This is a genomic window from Rhizobium sp. R634 (genome assembly GCF_002211305.1).
In the GTDB taxonomy this organism is placed as follows: domain Bacteria; phylum Pseudomonadota; class Alphaproteobacteria; order Rhizobiales; family Rhizobiaceae; genus Rhizobium.
Genome location: NZ_LOKW01000005.1, coordinates 33,035 through 50,367 on the forward strand (window position 1 = coordinate 33,035; position 17,333 = coordinate 50,367).

Genomic DNA, 17,333 nt, shown 5'->3' on the forward strand with positions numbered 1-17,333 from the left:
CGCGGACATGATCGAACGCACGCCGATATTCAACTTCATCTGCTACACGCTTCTGGCGCTCGGCATGGTGATCGCGCTCCTGCCTTTCGTCATCGTCATCATCGCATCGACGCTCGATCTGGAGACGGTCAACCGCGTGCCGCTGCCGCTGACGCCGGGCTCGCATTTCTGGGAAAACGCCCGGGAAGCCTGGGTGCGCGCCGATCTCGGCAACAAGCTGCTGCACAGCATCATCTTCGCGACATCGGTCGCCGCCGGCAAGGTCATCCTTTCCGCCATGGCAGCCTTCTCGATCGTCTATTTCCGTTTCCGCGGCCGGCACCTGATTTTCTGGATCATCTTCATCACGCTGATGCTGCCGCTCGAAGTCCGCATCGTGCCGACCTATTCGATTGCGGCCAATGCACTGCAGCCTTTCCAAACAATCCTCGACGTCACGGGCATCACCGCGCTCGTCGCCTGGGGATCCGGCCTTCAGATCAAGCTGGAATGGGGGCTGTTGAATTCCTATACCGGCCTCGTGGCGCCGCTCGTCGCCACCGCGACCGGCACCTTCCTTTACCGCCAGTTCTACCTGACGGTTCCCGATGAGCTTGCCGAGGCTTCGAAGATGGACGGATCGGGACCGGTCCGGTTCTTCTGGGACATTCTGCTGCCGTTGTCGCGACCGAACATGATCGCGCTGTTCACGATCATGTTCGTCTGGGCATGGAACCAGTATCTCTGGCCGCTTCTGATCACCACCGATCCGAATTTCGGCATTGCGGTGACGCAGCTCAAAACCCTGATCCCATCCGAATTCGGCCTGCCTGACTGGAACGTCGCCATGGCGGGTACACTGATCATCATGTCGCCGCCGCTGGTGCTCGTCATCCTGATGCAGCGCTGGTTCGTGCGCGGCCTTATCTCCACCGAGAAGTGAAGGAACAGTCCTGTGGCACCGATCTCAATCCGTGATGTGAAGAAGAGCTACGGCAAACATCCCGTCGTTCACGGCGTCGACCTGGAGATTAAATCCGGTGAATTCGTTGTCATCCTCGGCCCCTCCGGCTGCGGCAAGTCCACGCTCTTGCGCATGATCGCCGGCCTCGAGGAGATCAGCGGCGGCGAAATCGCCATCGACGGCCGCGTCGTCAACCAGCTGGAGCCGCGCGAGCGCGGCTGCGCCATGGTGTTCCAGAACTATGCGCTCTATCCGCATATGACCGTTGCCGAGAATATCGGCTATGCCTTGAAGGTCGCCGGCGTTGCGAAGGCGGAGCGTCAGCGACGCATTGGAGAGGTCGCCAAGGCGCTCAGCCTCGAACCCTTCCTCGACCGCCGCCCGGCCGCTCTTTCCGGCGGCCAGCGCCAGCGCGTCGCCATGGGCCGCGCGATGATCCGGGAACCGAAAGTGTTCCTCTTCGACGAGCCGCTGTCGAACCTCGACGCCAAGCTGCGCATCGCCATGCGCGCCGAAATCCGCCGCCTGCACCGCCGCCTCGGCGCCACCTCGATCTTCGTCACACATGACCAGACGGAAGCGATGACGCTCGCCGACCGGCTGGTGGTGATGAATGGCGGCAGGGTCGAGCAGGTCGGCACGCCGGAAGAGGTCTATCATCATCCGGTCTCGCGCTTCGTCGCCGGTTTCGTCGGCACGCCGGCGATGAACCTGCTTGAAGGCACGATCAACGACGAGGGCGTCTTCGTCTACGACCAGAGCCGCAAGATCGCGCTGCCGCGCGAACGCGCCGCGAGCCTGAAAGGCAAGCGCGTTGTGCTCGGCATGCGCGCCGAGGCCGCCCGGCTGGTGGCGCCGGATGCGCCCGGCGCTTTGATCGCAACGGCCGATTTCATCGAAGAGCTCGGCGCGAGCCGCGTCGTTCATGCCGATTTCGACGGGCTGCCCTTTGCCGTGGCGCTGACGGAGGCCGTGACGGTGAAATCGGGCGATCAGATCGGCATCGCCATCGATCACAATGCAATCCACCTCTATGCCTACGATACCGGCCGGATCATCGAGAATTCCGCCATGAGCAGCGCCGCCACGGTTCACGCGTAACGGGTATCAGCGATGGATCGGATCGATCCAGGGGACGTCTTCCGGCTTTTCCACCGGCTCGATATCGAGATTGACGACGACGGGTTCCTGGCCTGAGCGAACGAGCACGCATTCCAGCGTCTCGTCGCGGCTGGCGTTGATCTCTTGATGGGGCACATAGGGCGGGACATAGATGAAATCGCCGGGGCCGGCCTCGGCGGTAAATTCCAGATGCTCGCCCCAGCGCATGCGGGCCTTGCCCTTGACCACGTAGATGATGCTTTCGAGATCGCCGTGATGGTGGGCTCCGGTCTTGGCATTGGCATGGATCGTCACCGTGCCGGCCCAGATCTTCTCGGCGCCGGCGCGCGCATTGTTGATCGCGGTCGCACGGTTCATGCCCGGCGTCTGCGCGGTGTTCGGATCGAGCGAATTGCCGGGAATGACCTTGACGCCATGTTCCCGCCAGTCGATGTGAGAATGCTCGTGGTCGCCGCTCATGCCTTGCCTTCGCCTTCGCTGTAAACAATCTAGGTGGGCGCCGCCCGGCGGCCAAGTGGATTTATCTTCAAGGAAAGCGTTCACCCGATGAGCCATCTCCCGCAGATCGATTACGACACCGCTTCGCTAGAGGTTCGCGCGGCGCATGATGAAGAAATCAGGCTGCGCGGGCGCATGACCAACATGAAGCGAACGCTCCTCCATTCGCCGGTCGCCCATCGCATCTATGCCGAGTGGTTCACGTTGCGGGCCGAGCTCGATCCTGTCATCAGCGACCGGGAAATCTGGATCTTCTCACATGCGATCTCGAAGGCGGCGAACTCGAAAATCGCCGTCACCTTCTTTCGCCGGGCGCTGATCGGCAAGGGTTTCGATCCCGATGCGCTGGAGCTTTCGGAAACGGAGACACTGCTCGACGCATTCGGCAGGGCTGTTGTCACCGATTCCAACGCCGTTCCGGCTGATCTCTGGGCCAAGCTGAAGGAGCGCTACGACACCAAGGTGCTCGTCGATCTCGTCGCGTTTGCCGGCATCATGCTGGCGACCGCCGTCTTCAACAATATCGTCGAGGTCGAGTTTGATCCCGAACTCGAGGCCTTCGCAGAAGGCGCCAATTCGAGCTAGCCGCCGAGCGAGGCGATCGCGGCTTTGACGGCGTCCGCACCGGACCTGGTCGGACGGTATTCCAGGCCGACGGCACCGTCATAGCCGTTGGCGAAGATCCAGTTGAGGCGGTGGGCGAGGTCGATGCCGCCGGAGCCCGGTTCGTTGCGGCCGGGATGATCGGCGATATGGACGTGGAAGACACGGTCGAGACGGCCGTCGAGCACCTCTTCGGTGCGTTCGTCCATCACGGCGGAATGGTAGATGTCGTAGACGATGCCGATCTCGGGGCGGGCGACGTCATCGACGATATCGAGCCCTTCGCGGGTCGAGGCGAGGAAATAGCCGATATGGTCGATACGGGTGTTGAGCGGTTCTACGCCGAGGCGCACGCCGCTGCCTTCGAGGAGGTCGGCGCCGGCTTTCAGCGTTTCGGTGAGCGACTGGCGCTGCTCTTCGCGGCTGAGGCCCGGGAGGTCGTCTCCCGCCTGGGCGATCAGCACCGGTGCGCCGAGACGCCTGGCGACGGCAGCGGATTCGTCAAGGCCCTTGAGCCAGGCCTGCCGGTTGGCGGCGTCGGTCAGCGCGATCATCGGTTCGGCAACGAGGCTGGTGATGGCAAGCCCGGTTTCATCAAGCGCCGCCTCGATCGCGTCGAGGTCCTTGTCGGTCCAGCGCCAGAACTCGACCGCCGTCACGCCGCCGGCATGGGCGCGGCGGATGCGATCGGGAAAACTGTCGCCTTCTTCGGCAAACAGCCACTCTACGCAGGCTGAATAACGTCGCATGAAACATCTCCCATCAATCGATGCAGACATGCGCCAGATCGGAGCCTGCCGCAAGGCTTGACGCCCGGATTCATTGGCGGAACACTCGCCCCATCGGGCCGGGCTCGCCGGCGCTTGTGGAGGAAGATATGGATCTCGGATTGAAGGGAAAGATCGCAGTCATCACGGGTGCATCGGTCGGCATCGGCCTGGCGATTGCCGAGGGGCTGGCGGCTGAGGGCACTGATCTCGTGCTCGCCGCGCGCGGCGGTGAGCGGCTGGAGGCGGAAGCCGCCCGTATTGCCGAGAAATACGGTGTCAGCGCCACCGCCGTTGCCGCCGATGTGGCGACGGCAGCGGGAACGGAGGCGATCATAGCGGCGGCCGCAGAGAAAGGCGGCGCCGATATCCTCATCAACAATGCCGGCACCGGATCCAACGAGACGGTGATGGAGGCGCCGGACGAGAAGTGGCAGGCCTATTGGGACCTGCACGTGATGGCGGCCGTGCGGCTGGCACGCGGGATCGCGCCGCAAATGAAGAAACGCGGCGGCGGGGTGATCCTGCACAATGCCTCGATCTGCGCCGTCCAGCCGCTCTGGTACGAGCCGATCTACAATGTCAGCAAATCGGCGCTGATGATGTTTTCCAAGACGCTATCGACCGAGCTCATCCCGGACAACATCCGCGTCAATTGCATCAATCCCGGCCTGATCCTGACGCCGGACTGGATCAAGACTGCCAAGCAGCTGACGGCCGAAAGCGGCGGCAACTGGGAAGGCTATCTGCAGAGCGTCGCCAACGAGCATGCCGCCTCCAAACGTTTCGGCACGCCGGAGGAGCTGGCGAACGTCTTCGTCTTCCTGAGTTCGGAGCGGGCGAGCTACTGCATCGGCTCGACCTATTTCGTCGATGGCGGCATGCTGAAGACGATCTGACAAAGCAGCGCGGGCGGCAGGACCGGGGCTGCAATCGAGCGGCGGCCGGAATGTCGCCGCGCAGCCGCCGGAAGGGTAGGCAGACGTTGCCAATATAAGCTATAAATAATAGCTATTTTGTTGTATGTTCACGCTTTTGACGCTATTTGCCTGCTATTATCAGGGTGAATACTGCGATTTCCACAGGGCGACGACGATGCTGACGAAAAAGGGAAAATACGGGCTGAAGGCGCTGGTCGATCTGGCGCGGCTGGCGCCCGGAGAAACCGCCTTCATCAATGACATCGCGTCACGCAACAATATCCCGAAGAAGTTTCTCGACACGATCCTGCTCGAACTGCGCAATGTCGGCATCCTGCGCTCGAAGAAGGGACCGGGCGGCGGCTATTCCCTGTCGCGGCCGGCCTCCGAAATCCGTATCGGCCATGTCATCCGCACATTGGACGGCCCCTTGGCGCCGATCCGCTGTGCCAGCCGCACGGCTTTCGAGGCCTGCGACGACTGTGCCGATCCGGAAACCTGTCAGGTGCGGCGCTCGATGACCGATGTCCGAGACGCGATCGCCGCCATTCTCGACAATATGAGTCTCGAACAATTCGTGTCCGGCGGCGGCCGCATCGAAGGCGACAAAGAGGAATTTCCGATCTCCGCCGCCAGCTGAGATCTCGTCGCTTCAAGCCTCGCCCAGCTTCGCCATATGGCCGCCGGCTGTCCGCAGCAGCTTGTCTCGCGGCAGCGACAGCGCGTGGATGCGGGCATTGCGCCAATGGCGGTCGAGGTTGAGCCCGATGCCCGCCGATATTTCCCCTGCAAGTTCGAAGAGCGCATTTGCAGTGCCGAGCGCGGTATCGCCGGCCAGAATTGCGGCAGCCGAGGCGGAGAAATGCGCATCCGCGATAGCGGCCTCCACCGAATTGACCTGGGCGATATCGAGCTTGCGGCCGGCCCGCTCCAGCGCTGCCGCGGTCATTTCGATGCGGACGGCGTGCTGGCCGAGCGGCGTTAGGACGGCGCTGTGATCGCCGATCGCGCTTAGCAGGTCGCTCCATGCGGCGCGCGCGATGCCGAGGCTGACGCCGGCCTTGAGCAGCAAGCCAAGCGAGATGTCTGTCGAATATTCGGAGGCGGGGGCGGGCGCAATCGCATCGGCATTGACATGGAGTTCGGCGACGATCGCCGTCGCCGATCCATTGGTGCGCTGGCCGAAGCCATCCCAATTATCGACCACCTGAACATTGTCGTCGCCGCAAGCCAGGTAGAGCGTGACCGGACGGCTGGGCGGGGCGGTGGCGGCAGCGGCGATCCAGTCGGCGAAGAGAATGCCGGGCGCTTGATGCGTGCGCCCGCTCGCACGGTAGCCCGGGCCTTCGGCCGTCAGGTCGGTGCCGTCAGCGAAGGCGGTTGCCGCGAAGCGGTCGCCGAGCAGCACGCGGGCAAACAGCGACGTCCTGAGATCCTCGGAGGCTTGGGTGCGGATGGTTTCCAGCACGCAGAAATGATTTCCCAGCGCCTCGCCGATCGAGGCATCGCCTTCGGCGATGATCGCAACGATCTCGGCGAGCAGGGCGTTCGACACGTCGAGCCCTTCATATTCGGGCGGAACGGTGATCGCTGTCAGTCCCGATGCCGACAACGCGTCGAGCTCGGCATGCGGCAGGATGCGGTTGACATCGCGTTCGCTCGCCTGACGCCGGAATGCGGCGGCGAGATCGCGGGCCGTGAATATCGCCTCCTCTTCGCTTTCGATGCGGTGCGCGGGAGGCCTGAGGCTATCATGAAACTGCGATACCGTTCCCATCGGTCACTCTTCCTCGATGGCTACAGGAGTGAGGGATTGATCCTCGAATGATAAGGCCGGTTTTTCCAAGAAACCCGAAAGCTTTGAATTTTCTTACCAACTTGATCGCCTTGTCCTCCGCCCTAGTTTGGGTCAATGAGAGCATGACGTGGAAACGTGTGAGCGGTTTCGGACGACATCATGCTTGAACTCCTAACTGAGAAGAGGATTTAGATTTTAGGCCGCCCCGACCTAAAATCATCCTGTTCCGGGGCTAATCTGATCGGAAAAATGATGAGCGACTCTCTCGCCCGCGACAGCGAGGTTTCTAAAATGGGGCGCCAGCAGAGACCGCGTCTGACGCTTGAGATTGCCGATATCCCAACCTATGCGGTCGGCGATATTCATGGCCGCTATGACCTGCTTGTCAAAGCCGAGGAGGCTATCCTGCGCGATGGCGCACAGCTGCCGGGACGCAAGCTGATCGTGATGCTCGGCGATTACATCGACCGCGGCCCGGAGTCGGCGCAGGTCATCAGTCATTTGATGGATCCGCTGTCCGACGATTTCGAGCGCATCTGCCTTGCCGGCAATCATGAAATCGCGATGCTCGATTATATCGACGGCTGGGCGTCCTATGACGACTGGATGCGCATGGGGTCTGCGGAACTGCTGAAGTCCTATGGCCTCGATCCTGAGCATCTGCCGCTGATCTTCCCATCCGGCGCGAAACTCGACGCCTTCATCCGCCATTCGCTGCCGCACACGCATATCGATTTCATGCGGGCGATGCCGGTGATGCTGGACACGCCCGATGTGCTCTTCGTGCATGCCGGCATCGATCCGACCGTGCCGCTTGCCGCGCAAACGGACGAGGACCTGGTTCTCATCCGCCATCGCTTTCTCGAAAGCAGGGTGCCCCTGCCGAAGCTCGTCGTCCATGGCCATACGCCGAACGATGAGCCCGAGATCCGGCCGAGGCGGCTCAATCTGGACACGCGCGCCTTTCGCAGCGGCAAGCTCACCGTCGCCCGCTTCTGGCGGGGTCGGGTGCATCTGTTTTCCACCTGACCCGTCGTTTTAGACGGTCTCTCTTTCAACCGGCACCGCCTCGACCGGCGTTTCGGTCGGCCGGGTGCGGCGCCGGCCGCGCAGCACGACGTAGAAGACCGGCGTCAGGAACAGGCCGAAGAGCGTCACGCCGAGCATGCCCGAGAAGACGGCGGTGCCGAGCGACTGGCGCATTTCGGCGCCGGGACCGGTAGCGATGGCAAGCGGCAGAACGCCGAAGATGAAGGCGAAGGCCGTCATCAGGATCGGGCGCAGGCGAAGGTGGCTGGCCTCGATAGCGGCCTCCACCGGCGATTTGCCTTCCTCTTCCGCCTGTCTTGCGAATTCGACGATCAGAATGGCGTTCTTGGCCGCAAGGCCGATCAGCACGATCAGGCCGATCTGAGTCAGCACGTTGTTGTCCATTCCTCTCAGCGAGACCCCGATCAGCGCGGCGAGAACCGCGAGCGGGACGATGAGAATGATCGCCAGCGGCAAGACCCAGCTTTCATATTGAGCTGCCAAGGCCAGGAAGACGAAAATGACGGAGAGGGCGAAGATATAGACGGCGGTGTTGCCGGTATGGGTCTCCTGATAGGCGAGTTCCGTCCATTCGAAGGTCGTTCCCGGCGGCAGGATCTTGGCTGCCAGTTCCTCCATCTTCTTCAGCGCATCGCCCGTCGAAGTGCCGGGCGTCGGGTTGCCCTGAAGCGGCACCGAGACATACATGTTGTAGCGCTGGACGAGGGCAGGGCCGCTGGAATCCTGGATATCCATCAGCGTTCCGAGCGGCACCAGCGCGCCGGTCGCCGAGCGGACCTTCAGGGCGAGGATGTCTTCCCTGTCCATGCGGTATTGCCGGTCGGCTTGGGCGCGAACCTGGTAGACACGGCCGAACGCGTTGAAATCGTTGACGTAGGCCACGCCGAGATTGATCGAAAGCGCGTTGAAGATGTTGGGGATCGGCACGTTCAGGAAGCGCGCCTTGTCACGATCGATCGACAGGAAATATTGCGGGCTCGCATCGGAGAAAGTCGTAAAGACGCCGGTCAGCCCGTCGGTCGTTGCCGCCGCCCCCATCATCTGGCGGGCCAGGCCGAGCACGCGCGTCATGTCGGGGTTTTCAAGATCGGAAATCTGCATCTTGAAGCCGCCGGAATTGCCGACGCCGCGCACGGAGGGCGGCGGGATGGCGATGATGAAGGCCTCCTGGATGCTTTGCAGCTTGCCGAAGAGTTCGCCGATGATCTTGTTGGCGTTGTCTCCCTCCTCCTCGCGCTCGGCGAAGGATTTGAAAGGAACGAAGACGACGCCGGAATTCGAGGCATTGGTGAATGTCGCCCCGCTGAAGCCGGCGAATTGCACGGCGTTGCCGACGCCGGGCACGGTTCGGGCGATGTCGCCGACCCGTTTGACGACGGCATCGGTGCGCGCAAGCGAGGCGCCATCGGGAAGCTGGACGACGACGATCGCGTAGCCCTGGTCCATGGTCGGGATGAAGCCCGAGGGAACTTTGGTGCTCATGTACCAGGTCGCGCCGATAAGGCCGGCGAAGGCGAGCATCGAGCAGGTTAATCCCACCCAGCTGCTGACCAGGTGCCGGACGGTCCAGGAATAGCCGGAACTCATCCGGTCGAAACCACGGTTGAAGCCGTTTGCAAGGCCGCTTCCTAGCCGTGACGCGATGCTCTTACGCTTTCCTTCGTGGTCGTGGGGTTTCAGCAATATACCGGCAAGAGCAGGCGAAAGCGTCAGCGAGTTCAGCGCCGATATCGCGGTGGTGACGGCGATCGTGACCGCAAACTGCCTGTAGAACTGGCCCGAGATGCCGGGGATGAAGGCTGTCGGCACGAAGACTGCGATCAGCACCAGGGAGATGGCGATGACCGCGGTTCCCACTTCATCCATGGTGACGTGAGAGGCCTCTTTCGGCGTCATGCCGCGCGCCAGATTGCGCTCGACGTTTTCCACCACCACGATCGCGTCGTCGACGACAATGCCGATCGCCAGCACGAGGCCGAAAAGTGTCAGCATGTTCAGCGAAAAGCCGAAGGCCAGGAGCACGGCGAAGGTGCCGATCAGCGAAACGGGAATGGCGACGATCGGTATGATCGCGGTCCGCCAGGATTGCAGGAAGACGAGGACGACGATCGCCACCAGGAGGGCCGCTTCGGCGATGGTTTTATAGACCTCGTTGATCGAGGCCGAGATGAATTCGGTCGTATCGTAGACGATGCGATATTCCAGACCTTCCGGGAAGTTCTGGGAAATATCCTTCATGATCGTCTGAACCTGATGGGCGGTGTCGAGGGCGTTGGTGCCCGGCCGGGCGAAAATGCCAAGCGCAACAGCGGGATCGTTGTTGAGGTAGCTGTTGGTGACGTAGTCCTGCGCGCCGAGTTCGATACGGGCGACATCCTGCAACTGCACGAGCCGGCCGGCGCCCGTCGATTTGACGATGACGTAGCGGAATTCGCGGGCGTCGGAAAAGCGTCCGTCGGTTCGCACCGTATATTCGAAGGCATTCCTGCCGGTCACCGGCGGCGCGCCGATCTTGCCGCCGGAAACCTGGACGTTCTGGTCTCTCAAGGCGGAGACCACGTCGTCCGATGTCATGCCGTAGGCGGAGAGTTTTTCCGGGTCCAGCCAGATGCGCATCGAATATTGCCGCTCACCGAAAAGCTGCACGTCGCCGACGCCGTCGAGGCGGACGAGCACGTCGCGAATGCGGTTGCGGGCGTAGTTCGAAACGTAAAGCTGGTCATAGCGATGCGACGGCGACAGGAGGTGCACCACCATCATCAGGTCGGGCGAGCTTTTGTCCGTCGTCACGCCCAGCCGCTGGACTTCCTCGGGAAGACGGGGGAGCGCGATCGACACGCGGTTCTGGACGAGCACCTGGACTTTGTCGAGGTCGGTGCCGAGCTTGAAGGTGATCGTCAGCGACATCGCGCCGTCGGCGCTGGAATAGGAGGACATGTAGAGCATGTCTTCGACGCCGTTGATCTGCTGTTCCAGCGGCGTCGAGACGGTGTCGGCGATGGTCTGCGGGTCGGCGCCCGGATAGGAGGTGCGCACGACGATGGTGGGCGGCGCGATCTCCGGATATTGGGAGACCGGCAGCTGCGTATAGGCGATGCCGCCGACGACGAGGAAGAGGATCGAGATGACGGCCGCGAAAATCGGCCGATCCACGAAGAAGTGTGCAAATCTCATTGTCCGGTCTCCGCATTTGCGGCTTCCGGCGGCGTGTCCTGCCGCTCCTGCGGCAGCTCGCTCATCTGAGGTGTGATCGTCGAGCCCGGCCTTGCGCGCATCAGGCCGTTGACGATGATCGTCTCGTTGCCGTCGAGGCCCTCGCGGATGACGCGATAGCCATAAAGCCGCGGTCCGGGCCGTACCGGCTTGGTCGTAACCTTGCCTTGCGCGTCAACGACATAGACGACGCGTTCATTCTGATCCGCGCCGATCGCCTCATCAGGAACGAGGATGGCCTTGTAGGTGTTGGAGGCTGCGACCTGCACGCGGCCGAACAGGCCCGGCTGCAGGACGAGATCGGGATTTGCAAGGCGGGCGCGGATGCGGATGGTGCCGCTCTCGTTGTCGACCCGGTTCTCGGCGAAATCGAGTTTTCCCTTGAAGGGTTTGGCATTGGGATCGGAGATCGTGACGGAGACGTCCACTCCGCCGCCGCCCAGTTGGAGGTCCGTGCCCATCTTGCGCGCGGTGTCGGCGAAATTCAGCAGGCGGCGCTCGTCGACGTCGAAATAGAAATCGATCGGATCGAGGGAAACGATCGTGGTAAGCACCGTCTGGTCGGCCTGCACGAGGTTGCCGGTCGAGATCAGTCGGCGGTCGATGCGGCCGCTGAGCGGCGCCTTGATTTCGGTATATTCGAGATCGAGCGCCGCGCGATCGGCGGCGGCCTGCGCGCCGCGGACATTGGCCTGGGCGGAATCGAATTCACGGCGGCGATCATCAAGCGTCTGGGCGGACTGACTGCCGCTCGAAGCAAGCGACTGGGCGCGCTTGTACTGAGCATCGGCGAAGACGAGGGTGGATTGCGACGCCTCGAGCGAGGCCTTTGCCTGGTTGAGCGCGGTTATGAACGGCCGCTGGTCGATGACGAAGAGCAGGTCGCCCTGCTTGACGAGGGCGCCGTCCTCGAAATGGACTTCCTGCAAATAGCCGCCGACGCGTGAGCGCACGGAGACCTCGTCGACCGGCTGGAAACGGCCGATGAATTCGTCATTATCGACGACATCGCGCACCACAGGCTTTGCGACGGTGACGGGAGGAGGGGCGGACGCTGCGCCTTGGGCCATTGCGGCCAGAGGCATGAACGTGGCGATGCAGCCGAGCATCAATATCCGTCGAAGCGCGTAAGTCATACCGGTCCCTCCAATCTCGACGGCCGATCGACTGCCGCCGAACCTAAGATGAAGTGATGCTATTCATGCTGCTGTGAACGGAAGCCTGAGCTCCCGTGATTTCCCCCGGCGTCCGATCGATGGAAGGGAAGGCCGGCACGCGATGCATAATGGAAAAGTCGTAACGCTGTGGAACGGGATATAAACGGCAGCGGCGAAAAATAGCAAATGCCAATTATGTCAAATTCCTGATTCCACGAAAACGTCATGGAGTACATCAGCTCTCGACGATCTCGTCGCGGCCGGGCGGCAGGACGGCGAGTTCGGCCCAGTCGAGCTCCTGCTCCAGCGTGTGGAAGACATCGTCGTCGATCTCGCCGGCGCGGCGCATCGCCGCCAGTTTTCGGCGTTTGGCGATGATGACGTTGCGGCGCTGTTTGTCGAGCCTGCTGACCTCGCGCGGGTGTTTTCCGTCGGCGGCGATCTCGCGCTCGGAGGTGTAGACGTCGCGCAGAATTCGGGTGGATTTGTCCTCGCCTTCTAGCTCGGCAAGCGCTGCATCGATGAGCGCGATGCGGGCTTTGGTGAGATCGCGGTCCAAGGATGTGTCCGGATCGAATTTCAGGAAGCGGATCAGCGGCCCGAGCGTCAGCCCCTGGACGATCAGTGTGCCGAGGACGACGGCAAGGGCGCTGAGCAGGATGATATCGCGGTCGTGGAAATCGATCGGCAGGGCGAGCGCGGTCGCCAGCGTCACGAGGCCGCGCATGCCGCACCATCCGGCCAGCAGGCTCGTCGCAAAGGTGGGAACGGCCTGTTTCGTTCGCCCGCGCACGGCGAGATAAGTGATCGCGCGATTATAAAGAAGCACCCAGATCAGGCGGACGACGATGACGGTGACGAAGACTGCCGTGGCCAGGGTGATTGCGAAGTCGAGGCGGCCGGGATCGATATCAACGACGATTTGGCGAACCTGCAGGCCCATCAGCAGGAAGGCGAGCACGTTGACCAAGAAGACCGCGGCTTCCCAAACCGAATAGGAATGGATGCGGTGGCGGGCCGACTGCCGCTCAGGCATGTAGCGGGCGATCACCATCGCATAGACGACGATCGTCAAAATCGCTGAGAGGTGCAGCCGCTCGGCGATGATCCATGCGCCAAACGTGGCGACGAATTCGAGCAGGGTGCCGCCGAGCGTGCCGGCCAGTTTGACGCCGACGACCATGTAGAGGCGGCCGAGGAGATAGCCGAGGAGGATACCTCCCGGCACCGCAAGCGCCAGCTGCGCCAGGGCGCCGCTGAAGAAGGCCGGGCTCGAGGCGGCGGCCACCGCGGCGCTGAAGATGAGGAGCGCGACCGCGTCGTTCAAAAGGCTCTCGCCTTTCAGAACCACGTAGGTTTGGCGCGGCAGGTCGAAGCGGTCGAGCATGGCAGTCGCCGCTGCCGCATCGGGTGGCGCGACGATGGCGCCGAGGGCCAGGGCTGCGGCAAGCGGCAGGCCAGCCGTCGTCATGGCGACGGCGGCGACCGCGACGGCCGTCAGGATGACGGCGATGGCGGCGAGCGAGAAGAGCGGCAGCCAGTTGCGCCTCAATGTCCGCGGCGGCAGGTCATAGGCGGCGTCAAAGAGCACAGGCGCGATCAGCAGCGCGAGCGCCAGCTGCGGATCGATGGCGACCTCGGGAGCCCAGGGCACGGCGGCGACAATGATGCCGGCGATCGCCAGCATCGTGGGATAAGGGATGCGGAATTTCCGGGAGAATTGCAGGAAGACGATCGCTACCAGAAGCAATGTCAGCATGCTTTCGAAGAACGCCATCGAGCCCTCCTGCGCGCCTCCGGCCGAGGCGATCTCCCTCGGAAATTAGGGCCGAAGCCGGCCCGCGGCCACCGTATGAGCCAGCTCTTTCGCGGCGGCTGCGGCATTTTGGCCGCAGCAGCGGAATCTGCCGCCAGCGCTCTTGTGCAGTGCACGCGGCGGGAATATATCTACCGATATCATAAGTATGCTTATAAATAGCCGGCAAAGGTCCACATGAACGCCACGCCCACACTCGGTTTCCTTCTCCACGATGTCGCACGGCTGCTGCGCAAGCGGTTCGAGCAACGCGCGAAGTGCCTCGGGCTAACGCGGTCGCAATGGCAGACGCTTGCCTACCTCTCGAACAATGAGGGCATCCATCAGAGCGGTTTGGCCGAAATCCTCGAAATCGAGCCGATCACGCTGGTGCGCATCCTCGACAAGCTCGCCGAACGCGGGCTGATCGAGCGCCGCCAGCACCCGACCGACCGGCGCGTCTGGCTGCTCTACATGCGCGAGGAGGCGCATCCGCTGCTCGCCGAAATGCGCGAGCTCGGCGATGTGACCCGAGCCGAGGCGCTGGACGGTGTTTCCGCCGAGCAGCGCGAGCAGCTCTACCAGATCCTATCCGCAATGAAGACGAACCTCGTGCAGGCTTGCCGAACACCGGTTGAAGAGAATGAGATGAATGATGGCTGATCAACCCAACCTCCGCGTCGTTGCCGACGCCAATGCCAAGACATCTGAAGAAATCCAAATCAAACAGCAGGAAACGGTAGCCGAAGCGCCTTCATCCAATTCAGCGCCGGCTGCCGCCGTGGCTGCGCCTGGCGGCAACAAGGTCCGCCGCCGGCGCAGTCTCACGCGCCCCGTTCTTTTCGCCCTGCTGCCGGTGGCGCTCGTCGTCGGCGGTTATTATTACGTCAATGGCGGCCAGGTGATGTCGACCGACAACGCCTATATCCAGGCGGATATGGTCGGGGTCACCACCGACGTGTCGGGCATTGTCGATCAGATCAATGTGCATGAGAACGAGGCTGTTAAGGCGGGGCAGGTGCTCTTCAGCCTGAAATCGGATTCTTTCAAGATCGCGCTCGACGGCGCCAAGGCGCAGCTCGGCGCGCAGCGCAACCAGATCATGAACCTCAAGGCGAGCTATCAGCAGTCGCTCGCCGAGATCACCCAGGCTGAGGCCGATCTGCCCTATTACCAGGATCAGTTCGACCGGCAGCAGAGCCTCGTCAACAATGGCAGCGCGACACAGTCCGCTTATGACGAGGCCAAGCACAATCTGGAGGCCGCCCGGCAGAAGGTTGCCGTCGCCAAGGCGGAAGCCGCAACGACGCTCGCCCAGCTCGGCGGCTCGGCCGACCAGCCGGTCGAGGAAAATCCGCTCTATCTGCAGGCGAAGTCACAGGTCGACAATGCGCAACGAGAGCTTGACCATAGCGTCGTCAAGGCGCCGTTCGACGGCATCGTCACCAATGTCAACGCTTTGCAGGTGGGCTCCTACCTGCAGGCCTCGCAGCAGGCTTTCTCGCTCGTCGCCACCAACCATCTGTGGATCGCCGCCAGCCCGAAGGAAACCGAGCTGACCTACGTCAAACCAGGCCAGACGGCGGAGATCTATGTCGACACCTATCCCGGCGTGACGTGGAAGGGCAAGATCGAGAGCATCAGCCCGGCTTCCGGCTCCAGCTTCTCGCTGCTGCCGGCGCAGAACACCACCGGCAACTGGGTGAAGGTCGTGCAGCGCATCCCGATGCGCGTCAGCATCGAGGATACCGACGGCAGGCCGCCGCTTCGCGTCGGCATGAGCACGGTGGTCGATGTCGAAACCGGCCATGCCCGCGGCCTGCCTGACTTCGTCAACACGCTTCTGGGCCGGTCTCAGGGCAAGGACCATGAGTAACGCTTCCGCATCTCCGGCAACCCCTGTTGCCAATCGCGGCGCGATCACCGCCTGCGTCATTCTCGCTGTCATCATGCAGGCGCTGGACACGACGATCGCCAACGTGGCGCTGCCCTATATCCAGGGCAGCGTGTCGGCCTCCGCCGACCAGATCAACTGGGTGCTGACCTCCTACATCGTCGCGGCGGCGATCATGACGCCGCCCTCCGGTTTCCTCGCCGCCAAGTTCGGCCGCAAGCGGGTGCTGCTCGTCGCCATTGCGGGCTTCGTCGGCGCTTCGGTGCTCTGCGGGCTTGCGCAGTCGCTGAACCAGATCGTCGCCTTCCGCCTGTTGCAAGGCCTGTTCGGCGCATCGCTGGTCCCGCTTTCCCAGGGCATCCTCCTCGACATCTATACGGTCGAGGAGCGCGGCTCGGCCATGGCCCTCTTCGGCGTCTCGGTCATGGTCGGGCCGGTCCTCGGGCCCGTCATCGGCGGCTGGCTGACCGACAATATCAGTTGGCGCTGGGTGTTCTACATCAACGTGCCGATCGGCGCGCTCGCCTTCGCCGGCATCGTCATCTTCGTCTCGGAAACGAAGAGAGATGCGCTCGCCAAGCTCGACTGGTTCGGTTTCGGCATGATGAGCCTGTTCATCGCCTCGCTCCAGCTCTTCCTGGACAGGGGCGAGCAGCTCGACTGGTTCTCATCAGGCGAGATCATGCTCGAAGCGATCATCTGCGCCGCCGCCTTCTATCTGCTTCTGGTGCACACGCTGACGGCGGAGAAATCCTTCGTTAATCCGAAGCTGTTTCTCGACCAGAATTTTTCGATCAGCATGATCTTCATCTTCGTGATCGGCATCACCTATCTCGCCTCGCTGGCGCTGATGACGCCCTATCTGCAGACGCTGATGGGCTATCCGGTCATCACCGCCGGTATCGTCATGGGTCCGCGCGGCCTCGGCACCATGCTGTGCATGTTCATCGTCGGGCGGCTGATCGGCAAGGTCGATACGCGCTGGCTGCTGGTGCTGGGGCTCGGGCTTACCGCCTGGGCGATGTACGACATGACCGGCTGGACGCCCGACGTCTCGCAATGGACGATCATCTCGGTCGGCTTCATCCAGGGCGCCGGCCTCGGCTTCCTCTTCGTGCCGCTGACGACGATCGCCTTCGCCACGCTTCCCGCCCATATGCGCGGCGACGGTACCGGTCTCTACAACCTGTCGCGCAATATCGGCTCGTCGGTCGGTATCTCTATCGTTTCGGCGCTGATCGTCGAAAATACGCAGAGCAATCACGAATCGATCGCCGCCTATGTGACGCCGTTCAACCACGCCTTCAACGCGGTGGCAGCGCAGGGGCTCAGTCCCGTGACGGCGGCCGGACGCGCCTCGCTCAACGAGATCATCACGCTGCAATCGACGATCATCGCCTATATGGACGATTTCAAGTTGTTGATGCTGATGTCGCTCGCGGTCATCCCGCTGGCGCTGTTGCTGCGCAAGCCGAAGGCGGCGCCTGCCGTCGATCATAGCGCCGTCATGGAATAGGGCGAAGTTGCACGCAATTCCGGACGCAAAACCGTTGCACACTTTTGCTGGAATTGC

At 62.6% G+C, this 17,333-nt stretch carries 15 protein-coding genes; 9 read left to right on the top strand and 6 right to left on the bottom strand.

Going from position 1 to position 17,333, the window contains the following annotated elements; genetic code table 11:
• Window positions 1-7: 7 nt before the first annotated feature.
• On the top strand, window positions 8-922 hold the full coding sequence (locus ATY77_RS08410; protein WP_088686946.1) for an ABC transporter permease subunit: 915 nt from the start codon (window positions 8-10) through the stop codon (window positions 920-922).
• Between the two features lie 12 nt (window positions 923-934).
• Complete coding sequence (locus tag ATY77_RS08415; RefSeq protein WP_088686947.1) at window positions 935-2,044, top strand: sn-glycerol-3-phosphate import ATP-binding protein UgpC; 1,110 nt, start codon at window positions 935-937, stop codon at window positions 2,042-2,044.
• A gap of 6 nt (window positions 2,045-2,050) precedes the next feature.
• Here ATY77_RS08415 and ATY77_RS08420 read toward each other — a convergent pair whose 3' ends face one another.
• On the bottom strand, window positions 2,051-2,524 hold the full coding sequence (locus ATY77_RS08420) for a cupin domain-containing protein (protein ID WP_009994847.1): 474 nt from the start codon (window positions 2,522-2,524) through the stop codon (window positions 2,051-2,053).
• A gap of 87 nt (window positions 2,525-2,611) precedes the next feature.
• Between ATY77_RS08420 and ATY77_RS08425 the strand changes: the two genes are divergently transcribed.
• Window positions 2,612-3,148 (top strand): hypothetical protein, encoded by a 537-nt coding sequence (locus ATY77_RS08425; protein ID WP_088686948.1) that lies wholly within the window; start codon window positions 2,612-2,614, stop codon window positions 3,146-3,148.
• On the opposite strand, the gene ATY77_RS08430 is transcribed toward ATY77_RS08425, so the two are convergent.
• Window positions 3,145-3,915 (bottom strand): TIM barrel protein, encoded by a 771-nt coding sequence (locus ATY77_RS08430; RefSeq protein ID WP_088686949.1) that lies wholly within the window; start codon window positions 3,913-3,915, stop codon window positions 3,145-3,147. The genes ATY77_RS08425 and ATY77_RS08430 overlap by 4 nt on opposite strands.
• Before the next feature lie 128 nt (window positions 3,916-4,043).
• Between ATY77_RS08430 and ATY77_RS08435 the strand changes: the two genes are divergently transcribed.
• Together ATY77_RS08435 and ATY77_RS08440 are read left to right on the top strand one after the other, a co-directional pair.
• Window positions 4,044-4,832 (top strand): SDR family oxidoreductase, encoded by a 789-nt coding sequence (locus tag ATY77_RS08435; RefSeq protein ID WP_088686950.1) that lies wholly within the window; start codon window positions 4,044-4,046, stop codon window positions 4,830-4,832.
• 196 nt (window positions 4,833-5,028) lie between these two features.
• Entirely contained in the window at window positions 5,029-5,493 is a 465-nt protein-coding gene (locus tag ATY77_RS08440) for an Rrf2 family transcriptional regulator (RefSeq protein WP_088687100.1), read from the top strand.
• 12 nt (window positions 5,494-5,505) lie between these two features.
• Here the strand turns inward: ATY77_RS08440 and ATY77_RS08445 are convergent, their stop codons facing one another.
• Entirely contained in the window at window positions 5,506-6,630 is a 1,125-nt protein-coding gene (locus ATY77_RS08445; protein WP_088686951.1) for an acyl-CoA dehydrogenase family protein, read from the bottom strand.
• Between the two features lie 273 nt (window positions 6,631-6,903).
• Between ATY77_RS08445 and ATY77_RS08450 the strand changes: the two genes are divergently transcribed.
• A complete protein-coding gene (locus tag ATY77_RS08450) occupies window positions 6,904-7,680 on the top strand; it encodes a metallophosphoesterase family protein (protein WP_190237607.1) in 777 nt (258 codons plus the stop codon).
• Between the two features lie 9 nt (window positions 7,681-7,689).
• On the opposite strand, the gene ATY77_RS08455 is transcribed toward ATY77_RS08450, so the two are convergent.
• The 3 genes from ATY77_RS08455 to ATY77_RS08465 form a co-directional block, all read right to left on the bottom strand.
• Window positions 7,690-10,875, bottom strand: a complete 3,186-nt coding sequence (locus tag ATY77_RS08455; RefSeq protein WP_088686952.1) for a multidrug efflux RND transporter permease subunit — start codon at window positions 10,873-10,875, stop codon at window positions 7,690-7,692.
• A complete protein-coding gene (locus tag ATY77_RS08460) occupies window positions 10,872-12,050 on the bottom strand; it encodes an efflux RND transporter periplasmic adaptor subunit (RefSeq protein WP_088686953.1) in 1,179 nt (392 codons plus the stop codon). Before ATY77_RS08460 ends, ATY77_RS08455 begins: the two co-directional genes overlap by 4 nt.
• 256 nt (window positions 12,051-12,306) lie before the next feature.
• Complete coding sequence (locus tag ATY77_RS08465; RefSeq protein ID WP_088686954.1) at window positions 12,307-13,848, bottom strand: cation:proton antiporter; 1,542 nt, start codon at window positions 13,846-13,848, stop codon at window positions 12,307-12,309.
• 216 nt (window positions 13,849-14,064) lie between these two features.
• Between ATY77_RS08465 and ATY77_RS08470 the strand changes: the two genes are divergently transcribed.
• The 3 genes from ATY77_RS08470 to ATY77_RS08480 are packed head-to-tail and all read left to right on the top strand — an operon-like array spanning window position 14,065 to window position 17,276.
• Window positions 14,065-14,529 (top strand): MarR family transcriptional regulator, encoded by a 465-nt coding sequence (locus ATY77_RS08470; RefSeq protein ID WP_088672788.1) that lies wholly within the window; start codon window positions 14,065-14,067, stop codon window positions 14,527-14,529.
• On the top strand, window positions 14,522-15,742 hold the full coding sequence (locus ATY77_RS08475; RefSeq protein ID WP_088686955.1) for an HlyD family secretion protein: 1,221 nt from the start codon (window positions 14,522-14,524) through the stop codon (window positions 15,740-15,742). Before ATY77_RS08470 ends, ATY77_RS08475 begins: the two co-directional genes overlap by 8 nt.
• Entirely contained in the window at window positions 15,735-17,276 is a 1,542-nt protein-coding gene (locus ATY77_RS08480; protein WP_088686956.1) for a DHA2 family efflux MFS transporter permease subunit, read from the top strand. The genes ATY77_RS08475 and ATY77_RS08480 overlap by 8 nt, the downstream gene beginning before the upstream one ends.
• Window positions 17,277-17,333: the final 57 nt, after the last annotated feature.